This is a genomic window from uncultured Flavobacterium sp. (genome assembly GCF_963922255.1).
In the GTDB taxonomy this organism is placed as follows: Bacteria; Bacteroidota; Bacteroidia; order Flavobacteriales; family Flavobacteriaceae; genus Flavobacterium.
Genome location: NZ_CAWUIC010000001.1, coordinates 234,436 through 247,898, shown reverse-complemented (window position 1 = coordinate 247,898; position 13,463 = coordinate 234,436). Strand labels below are relative to the sequence as shown.

17 protein-coding genes are annotated in these 13,463 nt (G+C 30.1%); 2 read left to right on the top strand and 15 right to left on the bottom strand.

Features of this window, described 5'->3' with window-relative positions; all coding sequences use genetic code 11:
* Window positions 1-37 precede the first annotated feature (37 nt).
* On the bottom strand, window positions 38-334 hold the full coding sequence (locus tag AABJ49_RS01175; RefSeq protein ID WP_338375379.1) for a DUF721 domain-containing protein: 297 nt from the start codon (window positions 332-334) through the stop codon (window positions 38-40).
* Between the two features lie 13 nt (window positions 335-347).
* Window positions 348-767 (bottom strand): hypothetical protein, encoded by a 420-nt coding sequence (locus AABJ49_RS01170; RefSeq protein WP_338375378.1) that lies wholly within the window; start codon window positions 765-767, stop codon window positions 348-350.
* A 101-nt stretch (window positions 768-868) separates the two neighbouring features.
* On the opposite strand from AABJ49_RS01170, the gene AABJ49_RS01165 reads away from it, so the two are divergent.
* On the top strand, window positions 869-1,951 hold the full coding sequence (locus AABJ49_RS01165) for a serine hydrolase (protein WP_338375376.1): 1,083 nt from the start codon (window positions 869-871) through the stop codon (window positions 1,949-1,951).
* Here the strand turns inward: AABJ49_RS01165 and AABJ49_RS01160 are convergent, their stop codons facing one another.
* From AABJ49_RS01160 to AABJ49_RS01100, 13 genes are all read right to left on the bottom strand, one after another.
* Entirely contained in the window at window positions 1,952-2,128 is a 177-nt protein-coding gene (locus AABJ49_RS01160; protein WP_338375374.1) for a hypothetical protein, read from the bottom strand. It abuts the gene before it with no gap.
* A gap of 4 nt (window positions 2,129-2,132) precedes the next feature.
* The gene (gene ftsY, locus AABJ49_RS01155) at window positions 2,133-3,113 is read right to left on the bottom strand and encodes a signal recognition particle-docking protein FtsY (protein ID WP_338375372.1); all 981 of its coding nucleotides are present in this window, start codon (window positions 3,111-3,113) and stop codon (window positions 2,133-2,135) included.
* An 88-nt stretch (window positions 3,114-3,201) separates the two neighbouring features.
* Complete coding sequence (locus tag AABJ49_RS01150; RefSeq protein WP_113988621.1) at window positions 3,202-3,354, bottom strand: DUF4295 domain-containing protein; 153 nt, start codon at window positions 3,352-3,354, stop codon at window positions 3,202-3,204.
* A 42-nt stretch (window positions 3,355-3,396) separates the two neighbouring features.
* Entirely contained in the window at window positions 3,397-3,579 is a 183-nt protein-coding gene (rpmG, locus tag AABJ49_RS01145; protein WP_011963553.1) for a 50S ribosomal protein L33, read from the bottom strand.
* 27 nt (window positions 3,580-3,606) lie between these two features.
* On the bottom strand, window positions 3,607-3,843 hold the full coding sequence (rpmB, locus tag AABJ49_RS01140; protein ID WP_338375363.1) for a 50S ribosomal protein L28: 237 nt from the start codon (window positions 3,841-3,843) through the stop codon (window positions 3,607-3,609).
* A gap of 76 nt (window positions 3,844-3,919) precedes the next feature.
* Complete coding sequence (locus AABJ49_RS01135) at window positions 3,920-5,167, bottom strand: CinA family nicotinamide mononucleotide deamidase-related protein (RefSeq protein ID WP_338375361.1); 1,248 nt, start codon at window positions 5,165-5,167, stop codon at window positions 3,920-3,922.
* Between the two features lie 2 nt (window positions 5,168-5,169).
* Window positions 5,170-5,517, bottom strand: a complete 348-nt coding sequence (locus AABJ49_RS01130; protein ID WP_338375359.1) for an Hpt domain-containing protein — start codon at window positions 5,515-5,517, stop codon at window positions 5,170-5,172.
* Window positions 5,517-6,128 (bottom strand): fumarylacetoacetate hydrolase family protein, encoded by a 612-nt coding sequence (locus tag AABJ49_RS01125; protein ID WP_338375358.1) that lies wholly within the window; start codon window positions 6,126-6,128, stop codon window positions 5,517-5,519. Before AABJ49_RS01125 ends, AABJ49_RS01130 begins: the two co-directional genes overlap by 1 nt.
* Window positions 6,129-6,204: 76 nt before the next feature.
* The gene (locus AABJ49_RS01120; RefSeq protein ID WP_338375356.1) at window positions 6,205-6,975 is read right to left on the bottom strand and encodes a 3'-5' exonuclease; all 771 of its coding nucleotides are present in this window, start codon (window positions 6,973-6,975) and stop codon (window positions 6,205-6,207) included.
* Window positions 6,976-7,051: 76 nt separating this feature from the next.
* Window positions 7,052-7,474 (bottom strand): thioredoxin family protein, encoded by a 423-nt coding sequence (locus AABJ49_RS01115; protein ID WP_338375354.1) that lies wholly within the window; start codon window positions 7,472-7,474, stop codon window positions 7,052-7,054.
* 80 nt (window positions 7,475-7,554) lie between these two features.
* On the bottom strand, window positions 7,555-8,760 hold the full coding sequence (locus AABJ49_RS01110) for a hypothetical protein (RefSeq protein ID WP_338375352.1): 1,206 nt from the start codon (window positions 8,758-8,760) through the stop codon (window positions 7,555-7,557).
* 97 nt (window positions 8,761-8,857) lie between these two features.
* Window positions 8,858-10,174 carry a dihydrolipoamide acetyltransferase family protein gene (locus tag AABJ49_RS01105; protein WP_338375351.1) on the bottom strand — a complete coding sequence of 439 codons (1,317 nt, stop codon included), beginning with the start codon at window positions 10,172-10,174 and terminating at the stop codon, window positions 8,858-8,860.
* Between the two features lie 113 nt (window positions 10,175-10,287).
* Window positions 10,288-11,424, bottom strand: a complete 1,137-nt coding sequence (locus AABJ49_RS01100; RefSeq protein ID WP_338375349.1) for a glycosyltransferase family 2 protein — start codon at window positions 11,422-11,424, stop codon at window positions 10,288-10,290.
* 124 nt (window positions 11,425-11,548) lie between these two features.
* Between AABJ49_RS01100 and AABJ49_RS01095 the strand changes: the two genes are divergently transcribed.
* Entirely contained in the window at window positions 11,549-13,399 is a 1,851-nt protein-coding gene (locus tag AABJ49_RS01095) for a CocE/NonD family hydrolase (protein ID WP_338375347.1), read from the top strand.
* Window positions 13,400-13,463 lie beyond the last annotated feature (64 nt).

Below are 13,463 nucleotides of genomic sequence, written 5' to 3'. Positions count from 1 at the left end.
TAAAAGAAATCTCAATTTATTTTGGGATTTCTTTGTTTTATCTCAAAACTAAAGACTTTACTACTTCTTTACCCATTTCCTCATTAATCATTTTAATTATTTTATCTTTTCCATAACTTAATTCATTACGCAAAACAGCAGAGGATAATTTTACATAGAGCGTTTCTCTTTTTAAAAGAACTTCTTCTGTATAATTGTTAACACCATTTCCCATTAGATTTTTCCAAGCTTGTTCCACATCAATTTTATCCATTCCAGCATCTAATTTATTGACTTGAATGAATTCTTTTAAAATGTCTTGAAGTGAATTTTCTTCGTTAAATCGTTTTGCCATCTGTTGATGATTTTTATTTTTTGGTAAAAAAAGTTGGTCTTTTATAATGATATTCTAAATCATTTTTATTCTTAACTACTAATTTTTCTTTGTTAAGCAAAAGAATTTCTTCTTTCCATTTAGCAAAGTCAGTTTGGTAATTTATGTAGCTTTTCCCTTCATTGAATTCGATTACAAAATTTTCTGAAACATCATTGGTTAAAAAAGTACCATCAAATTGTTGCATGCCTTTTTTTCTTATTCCTGATTTATCCTTTAATTCAAAAAAATCGAATGTTTCATTGGCTTTATACTCTTTATCTTCTCCATCTGGAAGAATTACTTTTTCAATTTCCCAATAACCGTTAAGGTTTTCGATATCGGTTTCTTTTACAGCTTGTTTACAAGAAACTATAATAGAAAAAAGTACAATAATTAATATCTTTATTTTCATGTTTTAAATATTGCACTAAATTACAAATATTTAGTTTTGGATTAAACTATTTTATACTTTTATTGTCTAATACTAATAGTTCAATCTTTATTCTTCTGATTATGAAAAAAATAGTGTTATTATTTATAGTTTCTTTTTTGTTTTTATCATGTTCCAATGATGATGGTGAACCAATAAGTGAACCTTTTCCACTTCCAACAGAAACTATTTACTTTCCTCCAAATGGTTCAGATGTTTGGGAAACAAAACCAATAAGTGATTTAGGTTGGAACCAAGATAAATTACAACCTTTATTAGATTATTTGGAATTAAAAAATTCAAAAAGTTTCATAATTCTTCATGATGGAAAAATTGTTATAGAACATTATTTTGGAACACATACAGCCAATACACCTTGGTATTGGGCAAGTGCTGGAAAAACACTTACTTCAACCGTTTCGGGCATAGCTGAGCAGGAAGGATTAATTAATATAAACAATAAAGTTTCAGACTATTTAGGAACAGGTTGGACTAGTGCTCCATTAGCAAAAGAGAATTTAATTACTTGTAAAAACTTGTTATCTATGAATTCTGGATTAGATGATACATTAGGTGACGATGTTTCTCCTGCAAATCTTCAATATGTTGCAGATGCTGGAACAAGATGGGCTTATCATAATGTGTACGTAAAAATGCAAGATGTGGTTGCTCAATCTAGTAATCAGACTTGGGATAACTATTTTAATGCAAAGTTAAAAAATCCAATTGGAATGTCAGGTGCTTGGATTCAAAGTGGTGGATTAAGTGTCTATTGGAGTAATACCAGAAGTATGGCTCGTTTTGGTTTAATGATTTATGCTAAAGGAAATTGGAATTATGAACAACAAATAATTAATGAAAATTATTTGAATGCTGCGACAAATACATCTCAAAACATTAATCAAGCTTATGGTTATTTATGGTGGTTGAATGGGAAATCTTCTTATCATTTACCTCAAACACAAATTCAATTTAATGGAACTTTAATACCAAATGCACCAAATGATATGTATGCAGCTTTAGGAAAAAACGACCAAAAAATTTATGTAGTTCCAAGTAGAAAACTTGTTATAGTCAGAATGGGTGATGCTGCTGATGGAACAAATTTTGCCCTATCAGATTTTGATAATGTACTCTGGGAAAAAATTAATGCTTTTATTAATTAATTACTTTGAAGCTTTTCGTTTTTGAGTAAATAAATGTATAGCATAAAAAAACATAACAAATGAAAGTAAACGTAGTAATACTAACATGTTTTCGCTATCAAAAAGTAAAGGAATTAATGCTAGAGCAACAGCAATAATTACAATCACTACAGGACTTTTTAAAAGTGATTTATCCATAAGTCTATTTAAAAAATGAGTCGACAAATTCTAATTTATTAAACACTTGAAGGTCATCAATTCCTTCACCAACACCAATATATTTTACAGGAATTTGAAATTGATCTGAAATACCAATAACGACTCCTCCTTTTGCTGTTCCGTCTAGTTTTGTTACAGCTAAGCTTGTCACTTCAGTGGCTGCAGTAAATTGTTTTGCTTGTTCAAAAGCATTTTGACCTGTAGAACCATCTAAAACCAACATTACATCATGTGGGGCATTTGCAACTACCTTTTGCATTACTCGTTTTACTTTGGTCAACTCGTTCATTAAATTGATTTTGTTGTGCAAACGACCAGCAGTATCAATAATAACCACATCTGCTTTTTGCCTAACAGCAGATTCTAAAGTATCAAAAGCAACTGAAGCAGGATCACTTCCCATTTGCTGCCTTACAATAGGAACATCTACTCTATCAGCCCAAATTTGAAGTTGGTCAATTGCTGCTGCTCTAAACGTATCAGCTGCTCCAAGAACAACATTGTAACCTGCTTTTTTGTATTGCGATGCTAATTTTCCAATGGTAGTCGTTTTTCCAACACCATTCACACCAACAACCATAATTACATAAGGTTCACCAGTATTTGGAACATTAAATTCAGTTTCATTACCTTGATTAGTTTCAGATAATAAACCCGCAATTTCTTCGCGAAGGATTTTATTTAATTCGTCTGTACCTAAATATTTATCTTCAGCTACACGTTTTTCAATACGCTCGATAATTTTTAATGTGGTATTTACACCAACATCAGAAGAAACTAGAATCTCTTCTAAATTATCTAAAACCTCATCATCAACTTTAGATTTTCCGGCAACAGCTTTTGATAATTTTGAAAAAAATGTAGTCTTAGATTTCTCTAAACCTTTATCTAAAGTTTGTTTTGCCTCTTCATTTAGAGGTTGCTCTTTTTTATCTGACGAAAATAACTTTTTAAAAAAACTCATTGGGTAAGTTTGTAAATTTCAAACAAATGTAAAAATAAAAAAGCTACTTTCAAACGAAAGCAGCTTTTCTATATATAATTTTAGTGTCTTATTTCTTTTTTAAGAACTCGTCAACAAGTTCAGGAGCCATAACAGACTCAACGAAAGTATAAGCACCAGTCTTTGGAGACTTAACCATTTTGATTGCTTTGGTTAATCTTTTTGAAGCTGTTTGTAATGTTGCTACGGTTTTCTTAGCCATAATATACTATTTTATGAAGTTTTACAGATGTAAAATTTCTTATTATTTAATTTCTTTGTGAACTGTTACTCTTTTTAAAACTGGATTGAATTTTTTAATTTCCAATCTGTCTGGAGTATTTTTCTTGTTTTTAGTAGTGATATAACGAGAAGTTCCTGCTACACCAGAAGCTTTATGCTCTGTACACTCTAAAATTACTTGTATTCTATTACCTTTCTTTGCCATCTTTATATATTTTTTAGAGGTTTTAGATTAAAATTTCAATCCGTTAGCTTTTGCTTTTTTCATTGCAGCAGCAATACCAATTTTATTGATAGTTTTTAAAGCAGCAGCAGATACTTTTAAAGTAACCCATTTATCTTCTTCTGCAACATAAAAACGTTTTTTGAATAAGTTCACAGAGAATTTTCTCTTTGTCTTATTCATAGCGTGAGAAACATTGTTTCCAGTCATCGCTCTTTTTCCTGTAAGTTCACAAACTCTTGACATTATTGAAGTCTTTTATCGTTATTCTAAATAAGGGTGCAAAGAAACAAAATTTTAATCAATATACAAACAAAGTTTATTATTTTTTTAAAATTTCTTTATAGACCATTTCAAAGGCTTTATGAACTGCCCTATCAATCACTTTTTCTCTTGGTTGTCCAAAGTCAAATTTTTCTACATAAACCGCTATAGGTGTAGCAATTGCAATGTAAACTACTCCAATATCTGCATCAGAATCCCCTTTTGAAGGACCAGCATTTCCAGTTGTAGCAATTGCATAATCTGAATGCATAATTCGTTTGACATTTTTAACCATTTCCAATGCAACTTCTTCACTCACAACAGAATGTTTTTGAATAGTTTCTTTTGAAACATTCAAAACATCTATTTTTGATTGTGTAGCATATGTAACTAAACTTCCTTTATAATAAGCTGAAGCTCCGTTAATTGAAGCTAACATTTGTCCAATTTTTCCACCTGTACAACTTTCTGCTGTTGAAATAGTCAAGCCTTTTTCTGTTAATTTTCGACCTAAAACAACTTCAATTGAATCATCTTCTTCAAATCCAACAATAATATCTTCTATTAAAGGTGTTAAAGTTGTTACTTGATTTTTGATAGCTTCTTTTAAGATATTTTCATCTTTTCCACGAGCAGTTAATCGCAAACGAACTCTTCCTGGACTTGGCAAATAGGCTAATTTTATAAATGAAGGTAAATTGTTTTCCCAATCTTCTATTTGTTCTGCTACCAAACTTTCACCTCTTCCATACGTCATAATTGTTTGATGTACTATAAAAGGTCTTTCAAATTTTTGCATCAAATTTGGAATTACTTCATTGTCTATCAAATATTTCATTTCATAAGGAACACCTGGTAAAGAAACAAAAATTGTATTTTCGTGTTCCATCCACATGCCTGGAGCAGTTCCCATTTTATTGAATAAAATTTTAGCTTTGGAAGGAATTAAAGCTTGATCTTTATTTAATTGTGTGATAGGTCTTTTGTAAAAACCTTCAATAATATCTGTAACGTGTTTTAAAACTTTTACATCTTCAACAAGTTCGTCGTTAAAATAATCGCAAAATGTTTTTTTAGTAATATCATCTTTTGTTGGGCCTAATCCTCCTGTAACAATAACTACATTGACATTATTTTGAAGTTTCTCAAATGTTGATAGTATGTGTTCTTTATTATCAGAAATAGAAAGCATTTCGTGTGTTTCAATTCCGATTTTATCTAAAGCTTTTGCAATATATGATGAATTAGAATCTACTATTTGACCAATAAGAATTTCATCACCAATAGTAACAATAGTTGCTTGCATATTTATTCTATATTGTGATTTTTCTTAATTTCTTTAGAAGACAACTTGACTTGTTCTTTGAGCAACTTATAAACTTCTAAAATTTCTTTTTTCTTTCCTTCTACTTTTGTCCAATTCATAATTTGATTGACTTCATCGAAAGCTAAATCCATTCCTAATAAATCAAGAGTAGGTTTTATTTTATGAGCAGCAGCATAGGTTTTTTTATAATCTTTTGCTTTAATTCCTTTTTTGATGTTTTCAATTTCTGGTGGAACTTCTTGCAAAAAAAGCTCAACGATTTGTTGTGCAAAATCAGCATCATTAGAAGATATTTCGTAAACCTTAGCTAGATTATAATGCAATGCCATTACTTAACTTGAATTTTAAATAGTTGTTTTCCTTCGATAAATCCTGTCAGTTCATCACCATTTTTTACTTGAGCCACTCCTTTTGGTGTTCCTGTGAAAATAATATCTCCTTTTTTTAAGGTGAAATATTGTGAAACATAAGAAATCAATTCATCAATTTTCCAAAGCATTAAACTTGTATTTCCTTGTTGTACCACATTTCCGTTTGAATGTAATTCAAAGTTAATATTTTCTAATGATTTAAAATCCTCTTTTGGTAAAAAATCACCAATCATTGCTGAACCATCAAATGCTTTAGCTTTTTCCCAAGGTAAACCTTTAGCTTTTAATTCGGCTTGAACATCTCTAGCTGTGAAATCAATTCCTAATCCAATTTCTTCATAATAAGTGTGTGCAAATTTGGGACTAATATATTTTCCAACTTTACAAATCTTAACCAAAACTTCTACTTCATGATGCACATCTTTACTAAAAGCTGGAATCACAAATGGAAATTTTTTAAGAATTGGAGCTGTGTCTGGCTTCAAAAAGATAACAGGTTCTATTGGCTTTTCGTTATTAAGTTCAGAAATGTGGTCAGCGTAATTTCGACCAATACAAATTATCTTCATTTTTCATAGTTATTAGTAAATAGTAAATTGTAATTAGCAAATCATAACTATTCACTAATCACTTCATACTAATCGCTTATTTAGTGTTTAATTTTCTAAGTTTAATGGCTGTCAGCACTTTTTTAGTATATAGCGGAAAATCAGCATTTTGTAACCAACTGAAATAACCCGGTTCGTTTTCTAAAACTTCATCAACTAAAACTCCTTTGTGTTTTCCAAATGAGAAAACCTCTTTACCTTCTTTATTCAATACTATAAATCCTGCAAAATCAACTGAACGTTTTCTTGTAGTGAACTCAGATAATGACTTAATATCATTTTCCAAATCTGGATATCTATCTAATTGTGCTTTTAGAATTTCATAAGTTGCCATTGTATCAGCTTCGGCCGAATGGGCATTTTCTAGACTTTCACCACAATAGAATTTATAACCAGCACTTAAGGTTCTTTCTTCTTTTTTATGGAAAATAGTTTGAATATCTACTGAAACTCTATTTTTCATATCAAAATCAACACCAGCACGAAGCATTTCTTCGGCTAATAATGGAATATCAAATCTATCTGAATTAAAACCAGCTAAATCAGAATCTTTAATCATGTTATACACTTGATTTGCTAATTCCGCAAAAGTTGGTTCATTGGCTACTTTTTCATCTGTAATTCCGTGCACAGCTGTAGTTTGTGGTGGAATTGGAATTGTTGGGTTTACCAACCAAGTTTTACTTTCTTTATTTCCGTTTGGATATACTTTGAATACTGATATTTCTACGATTCTATCTTTTGCGACATCTATTCCAGTAGTTTCTAGGTCGAAAAAGCAGATTGGTCTTGTAAGTTTTAATTCCATTTTATCATTTTATAGTACAAATATAAATTTTTGAAAATGGTTTCACTAAAATTTAAATGATAAATTTAGGTTAATATCAAGGAACAATTCTTTTTCCGAAATTTATCAAAATATGAGGTTTAACAAATCCAGTAGTTTTGGTTCTCATGTTTCCTTCATAATCGGCAATTATTAAAGTAGGGTAACTTCTGACTCCATATTTTTCTATGATTGCTAAACCTTCATCAGTTTCACCGTCAATAGCTATGCAAATGAAATTTTTATTGAAATATGCACCAACTGTTTCGTCTTTGAAAGTTGTCTTTTTTAATTTTTTACACGGTCCACACCAACTTGCATAAACATCTAGAAAAACGGGTTTATTTTCTTCTTTGGCTTTTGCTAATGCTTCTTTGTAAGAACCTTTAAAGAAATTGATTCCTTTTTTGTGTACCTCTTTTTCGGATGATTTAAAAGAAAGTGATATTAGGGTAAAAAATAGAATTAAGGTTTTCTTCATGATTTTTTAGATGTAATTTACAAAAAAACCGTTAAGATTTTCATCAAAACGGTTATTGTTTTTTTTTTAGACACCAAGTATTAGAACCTTCTAACCTGCCATGCTTGAAATTGATTAGTTTTATTAGAAGTAAAAGAATTACCTGTATTAATATTTACTGCAAAACATAGTGAATTTGAAGATTGCGATGAACTTAATAAATCCACATTATCAAATGTTATTAAATTTGTGAATTTTAATTTATATAATTCTTTTAATTCGTCAATAGAAGGTAAAAACCAATCATTTTGACCATTTAAACTTGTGTTCATACACATTGTAGCCCCTACACTATTATAATTACAAAAATTACTAATTATAACTGAGTTTTCAAAACCTGTTCCAATGGTGTTTTGTATTCCATTTAAAAAAATATTTGTAGCACAACTTGTACTAACCCATCTAAAGTATGAAAAACTAGTTGTTTGCAATTTTGATGGTGCAGCTTCTAAATACCTCCAACCATTTGTGGTTTCACCTTTGTCATAAAAAACGTAACCTCCAGACCCTCCAACATAACCACAAGACTTAAAAGACACTTGATTTCCGTAATAGTATTGTCCATTATATTGTACATAACTTCTTAAATAATAGGTAGTATTTGGGCTAATATAATAAGAAGGAGACAATGTTCCTCCATCAATGTTTAAAGTAAAAATACCTGAACCACTTGTAGCGTCTTGATATTTTTGGTTATTTACGGTTGGGTTTTGACTTGTACTATAACAAACTCCTCTTTCCACATTAGTAGATAAATTATTACCAACTGTTACATCAACACTAAAACCAGTAGTAGATATATTTTTTACTAAACCTGTATTTAAATCTAAATTTTGAGTAAATACAACCTCATTACCATACTTTACTTCACCAGCATAATTTTGCACATATGCTTTTAAATAATAAGTTTTTCCTAAAGTAATACCATAAATTGTACTTTCAAATGAATTACCATTTAAGTTAGAACTATTTGCAATATAAGAATTTCCACCTAATGTAGGATTAGGATTTTCACTATAACAAAGTCCTACATTGTAAGATCCACTATTTAAAGTGGTTGACAAATTACCTCCTGTTAAAACAATATTATTATTTTGGTCATAAGATGGTGTTTTTGTGGTGATTATTAAATTAACAAAAGGATCAACAGGTGTTTCAGGTGTTTCAGGAGCCGAATCATCACTACTGCTACAAGATTGTAAAACTGTTAGTGTAAATAAAATTAAAAATAATTTTACATTTTTCATATTAATAGAATTTAAGTTAATTTAAAAATTCCGCAAATATAAGTTTTTTCCCTATAAAAAAAGCCTAAAAATAATTTAGGCTTTTAATTTTTTTGAATTATATTTCTCTATTAATATCCCAAGCTTCTAAATATTCAGCAACTCGTTTTACAAAACTACCTCCTAATGCTCCATCCACTACTCTATGGTCATAACTGTGTGATAAGAACATTTTCTGACGAATTCCAATGAAATCACCCTCAGGAGTTTCTATAACTGCTGGTACTTTTCTGATAGCACCTAAAGCTAAAATTCCAACTTGCGGTTGATTGATAATTGGAGTTCCAAACACTGAACCGAATGTTCCTACGTTTGTAACTGTATAAGTTCCTCCTTGAGTATCGTCTGGTTTTAGTTTTCCAATTCTTGCTCTATTAGCTAAATCGTTAACAGCTTTTGCCATTCCAACTAAATTCAATTGATCCGCATTTTTGATAACAGGTACAATTAAATTTCCGTTTGGTAAAGCTGCAGCCATTCCTAAATTGATATTTTTCTTTTTAATGATGTAATCACCATCAACAGAAATATTCATCATTGGGAAATCTTTCAAAGCTTTTGCAACAACTTCCATAAATAATGGTGTGAATGTTAATTTTTCACCTTCGCGTTTTTCGAAAGCATTTTTAACTTTATCTCTCCATTTGAACATATTCGTTACATCCACTTCTATAAACGATTGTACGTGAGCCGAAGTTTGAATTGAAGCGACCATGTAACCTGAAATCAACTTACGCATTCTATCCATTTCTACAATTTCGTCTCCACCATTTACTGATACTGGAGCTGCTTTTGGAGTTTCAACTTTAGTTGATGTTTGTTGTGGTTGAGCTACTGATTGAGTTGTTGCTTTTTCAACTGGAGCATTTCCTCTATTGGCAACATAATCCAGAATATCATTTTTAGTAACGCGACCTTCTTTACCTGTACCGTTTATATTATTTAGTTCTTCAACAGAAACTCCTTCTGCAGAAGCAATATTTTTTACTAATGGTGAAAAGAATTTATCCGATTCAGAAAAATCTGGTGTGAAATTTAAATCTGTTTTTACTGTTGCAATTTGCTCTTCAATGGCTTTTGAAGCAACTGGAGCTTCTGCTACTGATGAACTAGCAACTGGTTCAGCACTCGCACCTTCTGTTTCGATAATAGCAATTGTTTGACCAACTTGAACTACATCATCAACATTAAAAAGAATTTCTGTTAAAATTCCAGAAACCTCACTTGGTACTTCGCTATCTACTTTATCGGTAGCAATTTCAAGTACAGCTTCATCCATTTCAATAGACTCACCTACTTTTTTTAACCAATTTGTGATGGTTGCTTCTGCAACACTTTCTCCCATTTTAGGAAGTTTTAATTCAAATTTTGCCATATTCTTACTGTAGCGTTATATTCTTTTAATTCAATTGCAAAATTAATAAAAGTTTTGACTATTTACCTCGAATTCAAAAAAAATATTAGCGTTTTTTATTGATTCTTTAAAGTTTAATTTATTGTTATGATTTCGCCTCTATCATTAGAATTATTGCTACCAATACAAAAACTCGAAGACTTGATGTAGTTTTTAAAGGTGAGATTGCTAGCTTTGTTTTGTTCCATAAATGTTATAATTTCCTTGAATGAAAATGAGTCAACATCAAAAATTAATTCCATGTTGCTTGAAGAATCATTCCTGAAATCATTGAACTCTTTGAAGTATGTTGAATTTATTTTAAGATTTAGATTCAACTCTGATTTTGAAAAAACTATATATTCATCAATAATTCGTTTGACATTTTTTTGTTGATTTTTCTTAATCAAACTAAATGTGAAAGCACCAACTTGCATCATCAAATCAAAAACAATTGATTTTTTTAAATGTTTTGTGTAAAAGAATTGCATCGCTTCACGAAAGCGTTTCATGTACAAATCGTCACGAACAGTACTTTCTCCTTTGTAGTGAATTACTGAAGTTTCATGAAAATAATAATTTTCTTTACCTAATTTCAAAACCATATAACTCAAATCAATATCATCTGAATACATGAAGCAATTTTCATCAAAACCACCGACTTCATTATACAAATCACGTTTCAAAATCATAAAAGCACCAACTAGAATATCAACTTTACCAGTTTGATTTTCAGTCAAATGTTGTGCATAATATTGATTAAACCAACCTGATTTTGAAAACATTTTATACAGTCCAAAAATTTTAGTAAAAGCTACCCAAGGTGTTGGAACACCACGTTTTGATTCAGGAAGAAAATTTCCTGTTCCATCAATTAATTTACAACCTACTATTCCTAGTTTGGAGTTTGGAGTTTGGAGTTTGGAGTTTAAAATTTTTATAAAAGTATCTTCAGCGACAACAGTGTCTGGATTTAATATGCAGATAAATTCTCCTTTAGCTTCTGCAACTCCAATGTTATTTCCTTTTGGAAAACCTGAATTCTCTTTGTTTTCAATTAATTTAACATTCGGAAATTTCTCTTTCATCATCGCACAACTATCATCTGATGAATTATTATCAACTACGATAATTTCGCCATCTATGTTTTCTAATGCTTTTTGAACACTAAAAACACATTGCTCTAAAAAGAAACGAACATTATAATTAAGGATGATTACAGATAATTGCATAGTGCGAATATAATTAATCTTTAAAACTATTTCTAGCAACAATTTATTTAATTGAGAAAATCTTAATATCTTCGGATTTTAAAATATCCTATATTCCTAATTAACAACTCAATAACTTTTCAAAATGAAATTTTTATTAAAAACATTAGTTTTTTTATTGTCTTTAAATTTGTTTTCACAAGAAGACATCAAAGCCAATTACGACAAAAAAGAAGTTTATATTCCCATGCGAGATGGTGTTAAACTTTACACAGCCATTTATACACCAAAAGACATTTCTAAGGATAAAAAATATCCTTTTTTGATGCAAAGGACATGTTATAGTATTGCTCCGTATGGAGAAGAAAACTTTAAAAAATCTTTAGGACCAAATTCCTTTTTAGAAGAAGAAAAATACATTTTTGTATATCAAGATGTACGCGGAAGATACATGAGTGAAGGTACTTTTACCAACATGACGCCACAAGTAGAACATAAAACTAAAAAAGACGTTGATGAAAGTACAGATACTTATGATACTGTGGATTGGTTAGTAAAAAATATCAAAAACAATAATGGAAAAGCAGGACAATACGGAACATCATATCCTGGATTTTATACTGCTGTTGGAACCGTTGCTAATCATCCAGCTTTAGTTGCTTCTTCACCACAAGCTCCAATTTCTGACTTCTTTTTTGATGATTTTCACCATAATGGAGCCTTTGTAATGGGTTATTTTAGAACATTTCCTGTATTTGGAGTTCAAAAAACCAAAGCTGAAAATAAAGCTTGGTATACTGATCAAATGATTCGTCCAACTTCTAAAGATGGTTCCATTTTCTATAATGAACTTGGAACTGTAAAGGAAGCTACTGATAAATATTATAAAGATAATTTTTTCATGCAAGAAATTGTGAATCATCCTAGTTATGATTCGTTTTGGCAATCTAGAAATTTATTACCTCATTTAAAAAATATCAATCATGCAGTAATGACTGTTGGTGGTTGGTTCGATGCGGAAGACTTAGCTGGACCTTTAAACATTTACAAAACTATCGAAAAAACAAGTCCAAAAGCAAAAAATACGATTGTAATGGGACCATTTTCTCATGGTGGTTGGTCAAGAGAATCAGGCAAACATTTTCATAATGATATTTATTTTGGAGATAGTATTGCCACTTTTTATCAGAAAAACATAGAATATAAATTTTTCAATCACTATTTAAAAGGAGCTTCAAAAAATGCCGTTGACTTGCCAGAAGCATACATGTTTGATACAGGAAAAAAAGAATGGAAAGAATTTACAACTTGGCCTCCAAAAGAAAGTTCGAAATTAAATTTTTATTTGAGTTCAAATGGAAAATTAGAAAATGAAAAAGCTCAAAACAATACTTTTTCAGAATATTATAGCGATCCTAATAATCCTGTTCCAAGTAGTATTAATTATGCCGAATACAATGGATTTACACCAAGAAACTATATGAGTGAAGACCAACGCTTTGCAATAAACAGACCAGATGTAGTAACTTTTACAACAGATTATCTAACTGAAGACATCACTTTAGCTGGAGAAATTATGGCAAAGCTAAAAATAGCTTCCTCTTCTTCTGATGCAGATTTTATTGTAAAATTAATTGATATTTATCCAGCTGATGAACCTCAAAATGCAGATAAACCGAATGTTCTTTATGCCAATTATCATCAAATGGTTCGCAGTGAAGTGATGCCAGCAAGATTCAGAACTAGTTTTGAAAAACCAGAAGCATTAACTCCTAATCAAACAACTGAAGTAAACTTTAGATTGCAAGATGTTTTGCACACCTTCAAAAAAGGGCACAAAATCCAAATTCAAGTCCAAAGCACTTGGTATCCAATGATTGCCGTAAATCCACAGAAATTTTTAGAAAACCAATATTTAGCTAAAAAAGAAGACTATACAAAATCATTTATCAAAATTTTTAATGATAGTCATATTGAAGTTGAAATTTTAAAATAAATTTGAAAGCTGTCTGAAAAGGCAGCTTTTTTTATTTACAATTAAAACATTGTTTCATTATAGG

Bases quoted from the DNA above. Each gene is read 5' to 3' on its own strand.
- AABJ49_RS01175 (WP_338375379.1), bottom strand. From the start codon at position 334: ATGGCAAAACGATTTAACGAAGAAAATTCACTTCAAGACATTTTAAAA.
- AABJ49_RS01170 (WP_338375378.1), bottom strand. From the start codon at position 767: ATGAAAATAAAGATATTAATTATTGTACTTTTTTCTATTATAGTTTCT.
- AABJ49_RS01165 (WP_338375376.1), top strand. From the start codon at position 869: ATGAAAAAAATAGTGTTATTATTTATAGTTTCTTTTTTGTTTTTATCA.
- AABJ49_RS01160 (WP_338375374.1), bottom strand. From the start codon at position 2,128: ATGGATAAATCACTTTTAAAAAGTCCTGTAGTGATTGTAATTATTGCT.
- ftsY (WP_338375372.1), bottom strand. From the start codon at position 3,113: ATGAGTTTTTTTAAAAAGTTATTTTCGTCAGATAAAAAAGAGCAACCT.
- AABJ49_RS01150 (WP_113988621.1), bottom strand. From the start codon at position 3,354: ATGGCTAAGAAAACCGTAGCAACATTACAAACAGCTTCAAAAAGATTA.
- rpmG (WP_011963553.1), bottom strand. From the start codon at position 3,579: ATGGCAAAGAAAGGTAATAGAATACAAGTAATTTTAGAGTGTACAGAG.
- rpmB (WP_338375363.1), bottom strand. From the start codon at position 3,843: ATGTCAAGAGTTTGTGAACTTACAGGAAAAAGAGCGATGACTGGAAAC.
- AABJ49_RS01135 (WP_338375361.1), bottom strand. From the start codon at position 5,167: ATGCAAGCAACTATTGTTACTATTGGTGATGAAATTCTTATTGGTCAA.
- AABJ49_RS01130 (WP_338375359.1), bottom strand. From the start codon at position 5,517: ATGGCATTGCATTATAATCTAGCTAAGGTTTACGAAATATCTTCTAAT.
- AABJ49_RS01125 (WP_338375358.1), bottom strand. From the start codon at position 6,128: ATGAAGATAATTTGTATTGGTCGAAATTACGCTGACCACATTTCTGAA.
- AABJ49_RS01120 (WP_338375356.1), bottom strand. From the start codon at position 6,975: ATGGAATTAAAACTTACAAGACCAATCTGCTTTTTCGACCTAGAAACT.
- AABJ49_RS01115 (WP_338375354.1), bottom strand. From the start codon at position 7,474: ATGAAGAAAACCTTAATTCTATTTTTTACCCTAATATCACTTTCTTTT.
- AABJ49_RS01110 (WP_338375352.1), bottom strand. From the start codon at position 8,760: ATGAAAAATGTAAAATTATTTTTAATTTTATTTACACTAACAGTTTTA.
- AABJ49_RS01105 (WP_338375351.1), bottom strand. From the start codon at position 10,174: ATGGCAAAATTTGAATTAAAACTTCCTAAAATGGGAGAAAGTGTTGCA.
- AABJ49_RS01100 (WP_338375349.1), bottom strand. From the start codon at position 11,424: ATGCAATTATCTGTAATCATCCTTAATTATAATGTTCGTTTCTTTTTA.
- AABJ49_RS01095 (WP_338375347.1), top strand. From the start codon at position 11,549: ATGAAATTTTTATTAAAAACATTAGTTTTTTTATTGTCTTTAAATTTG.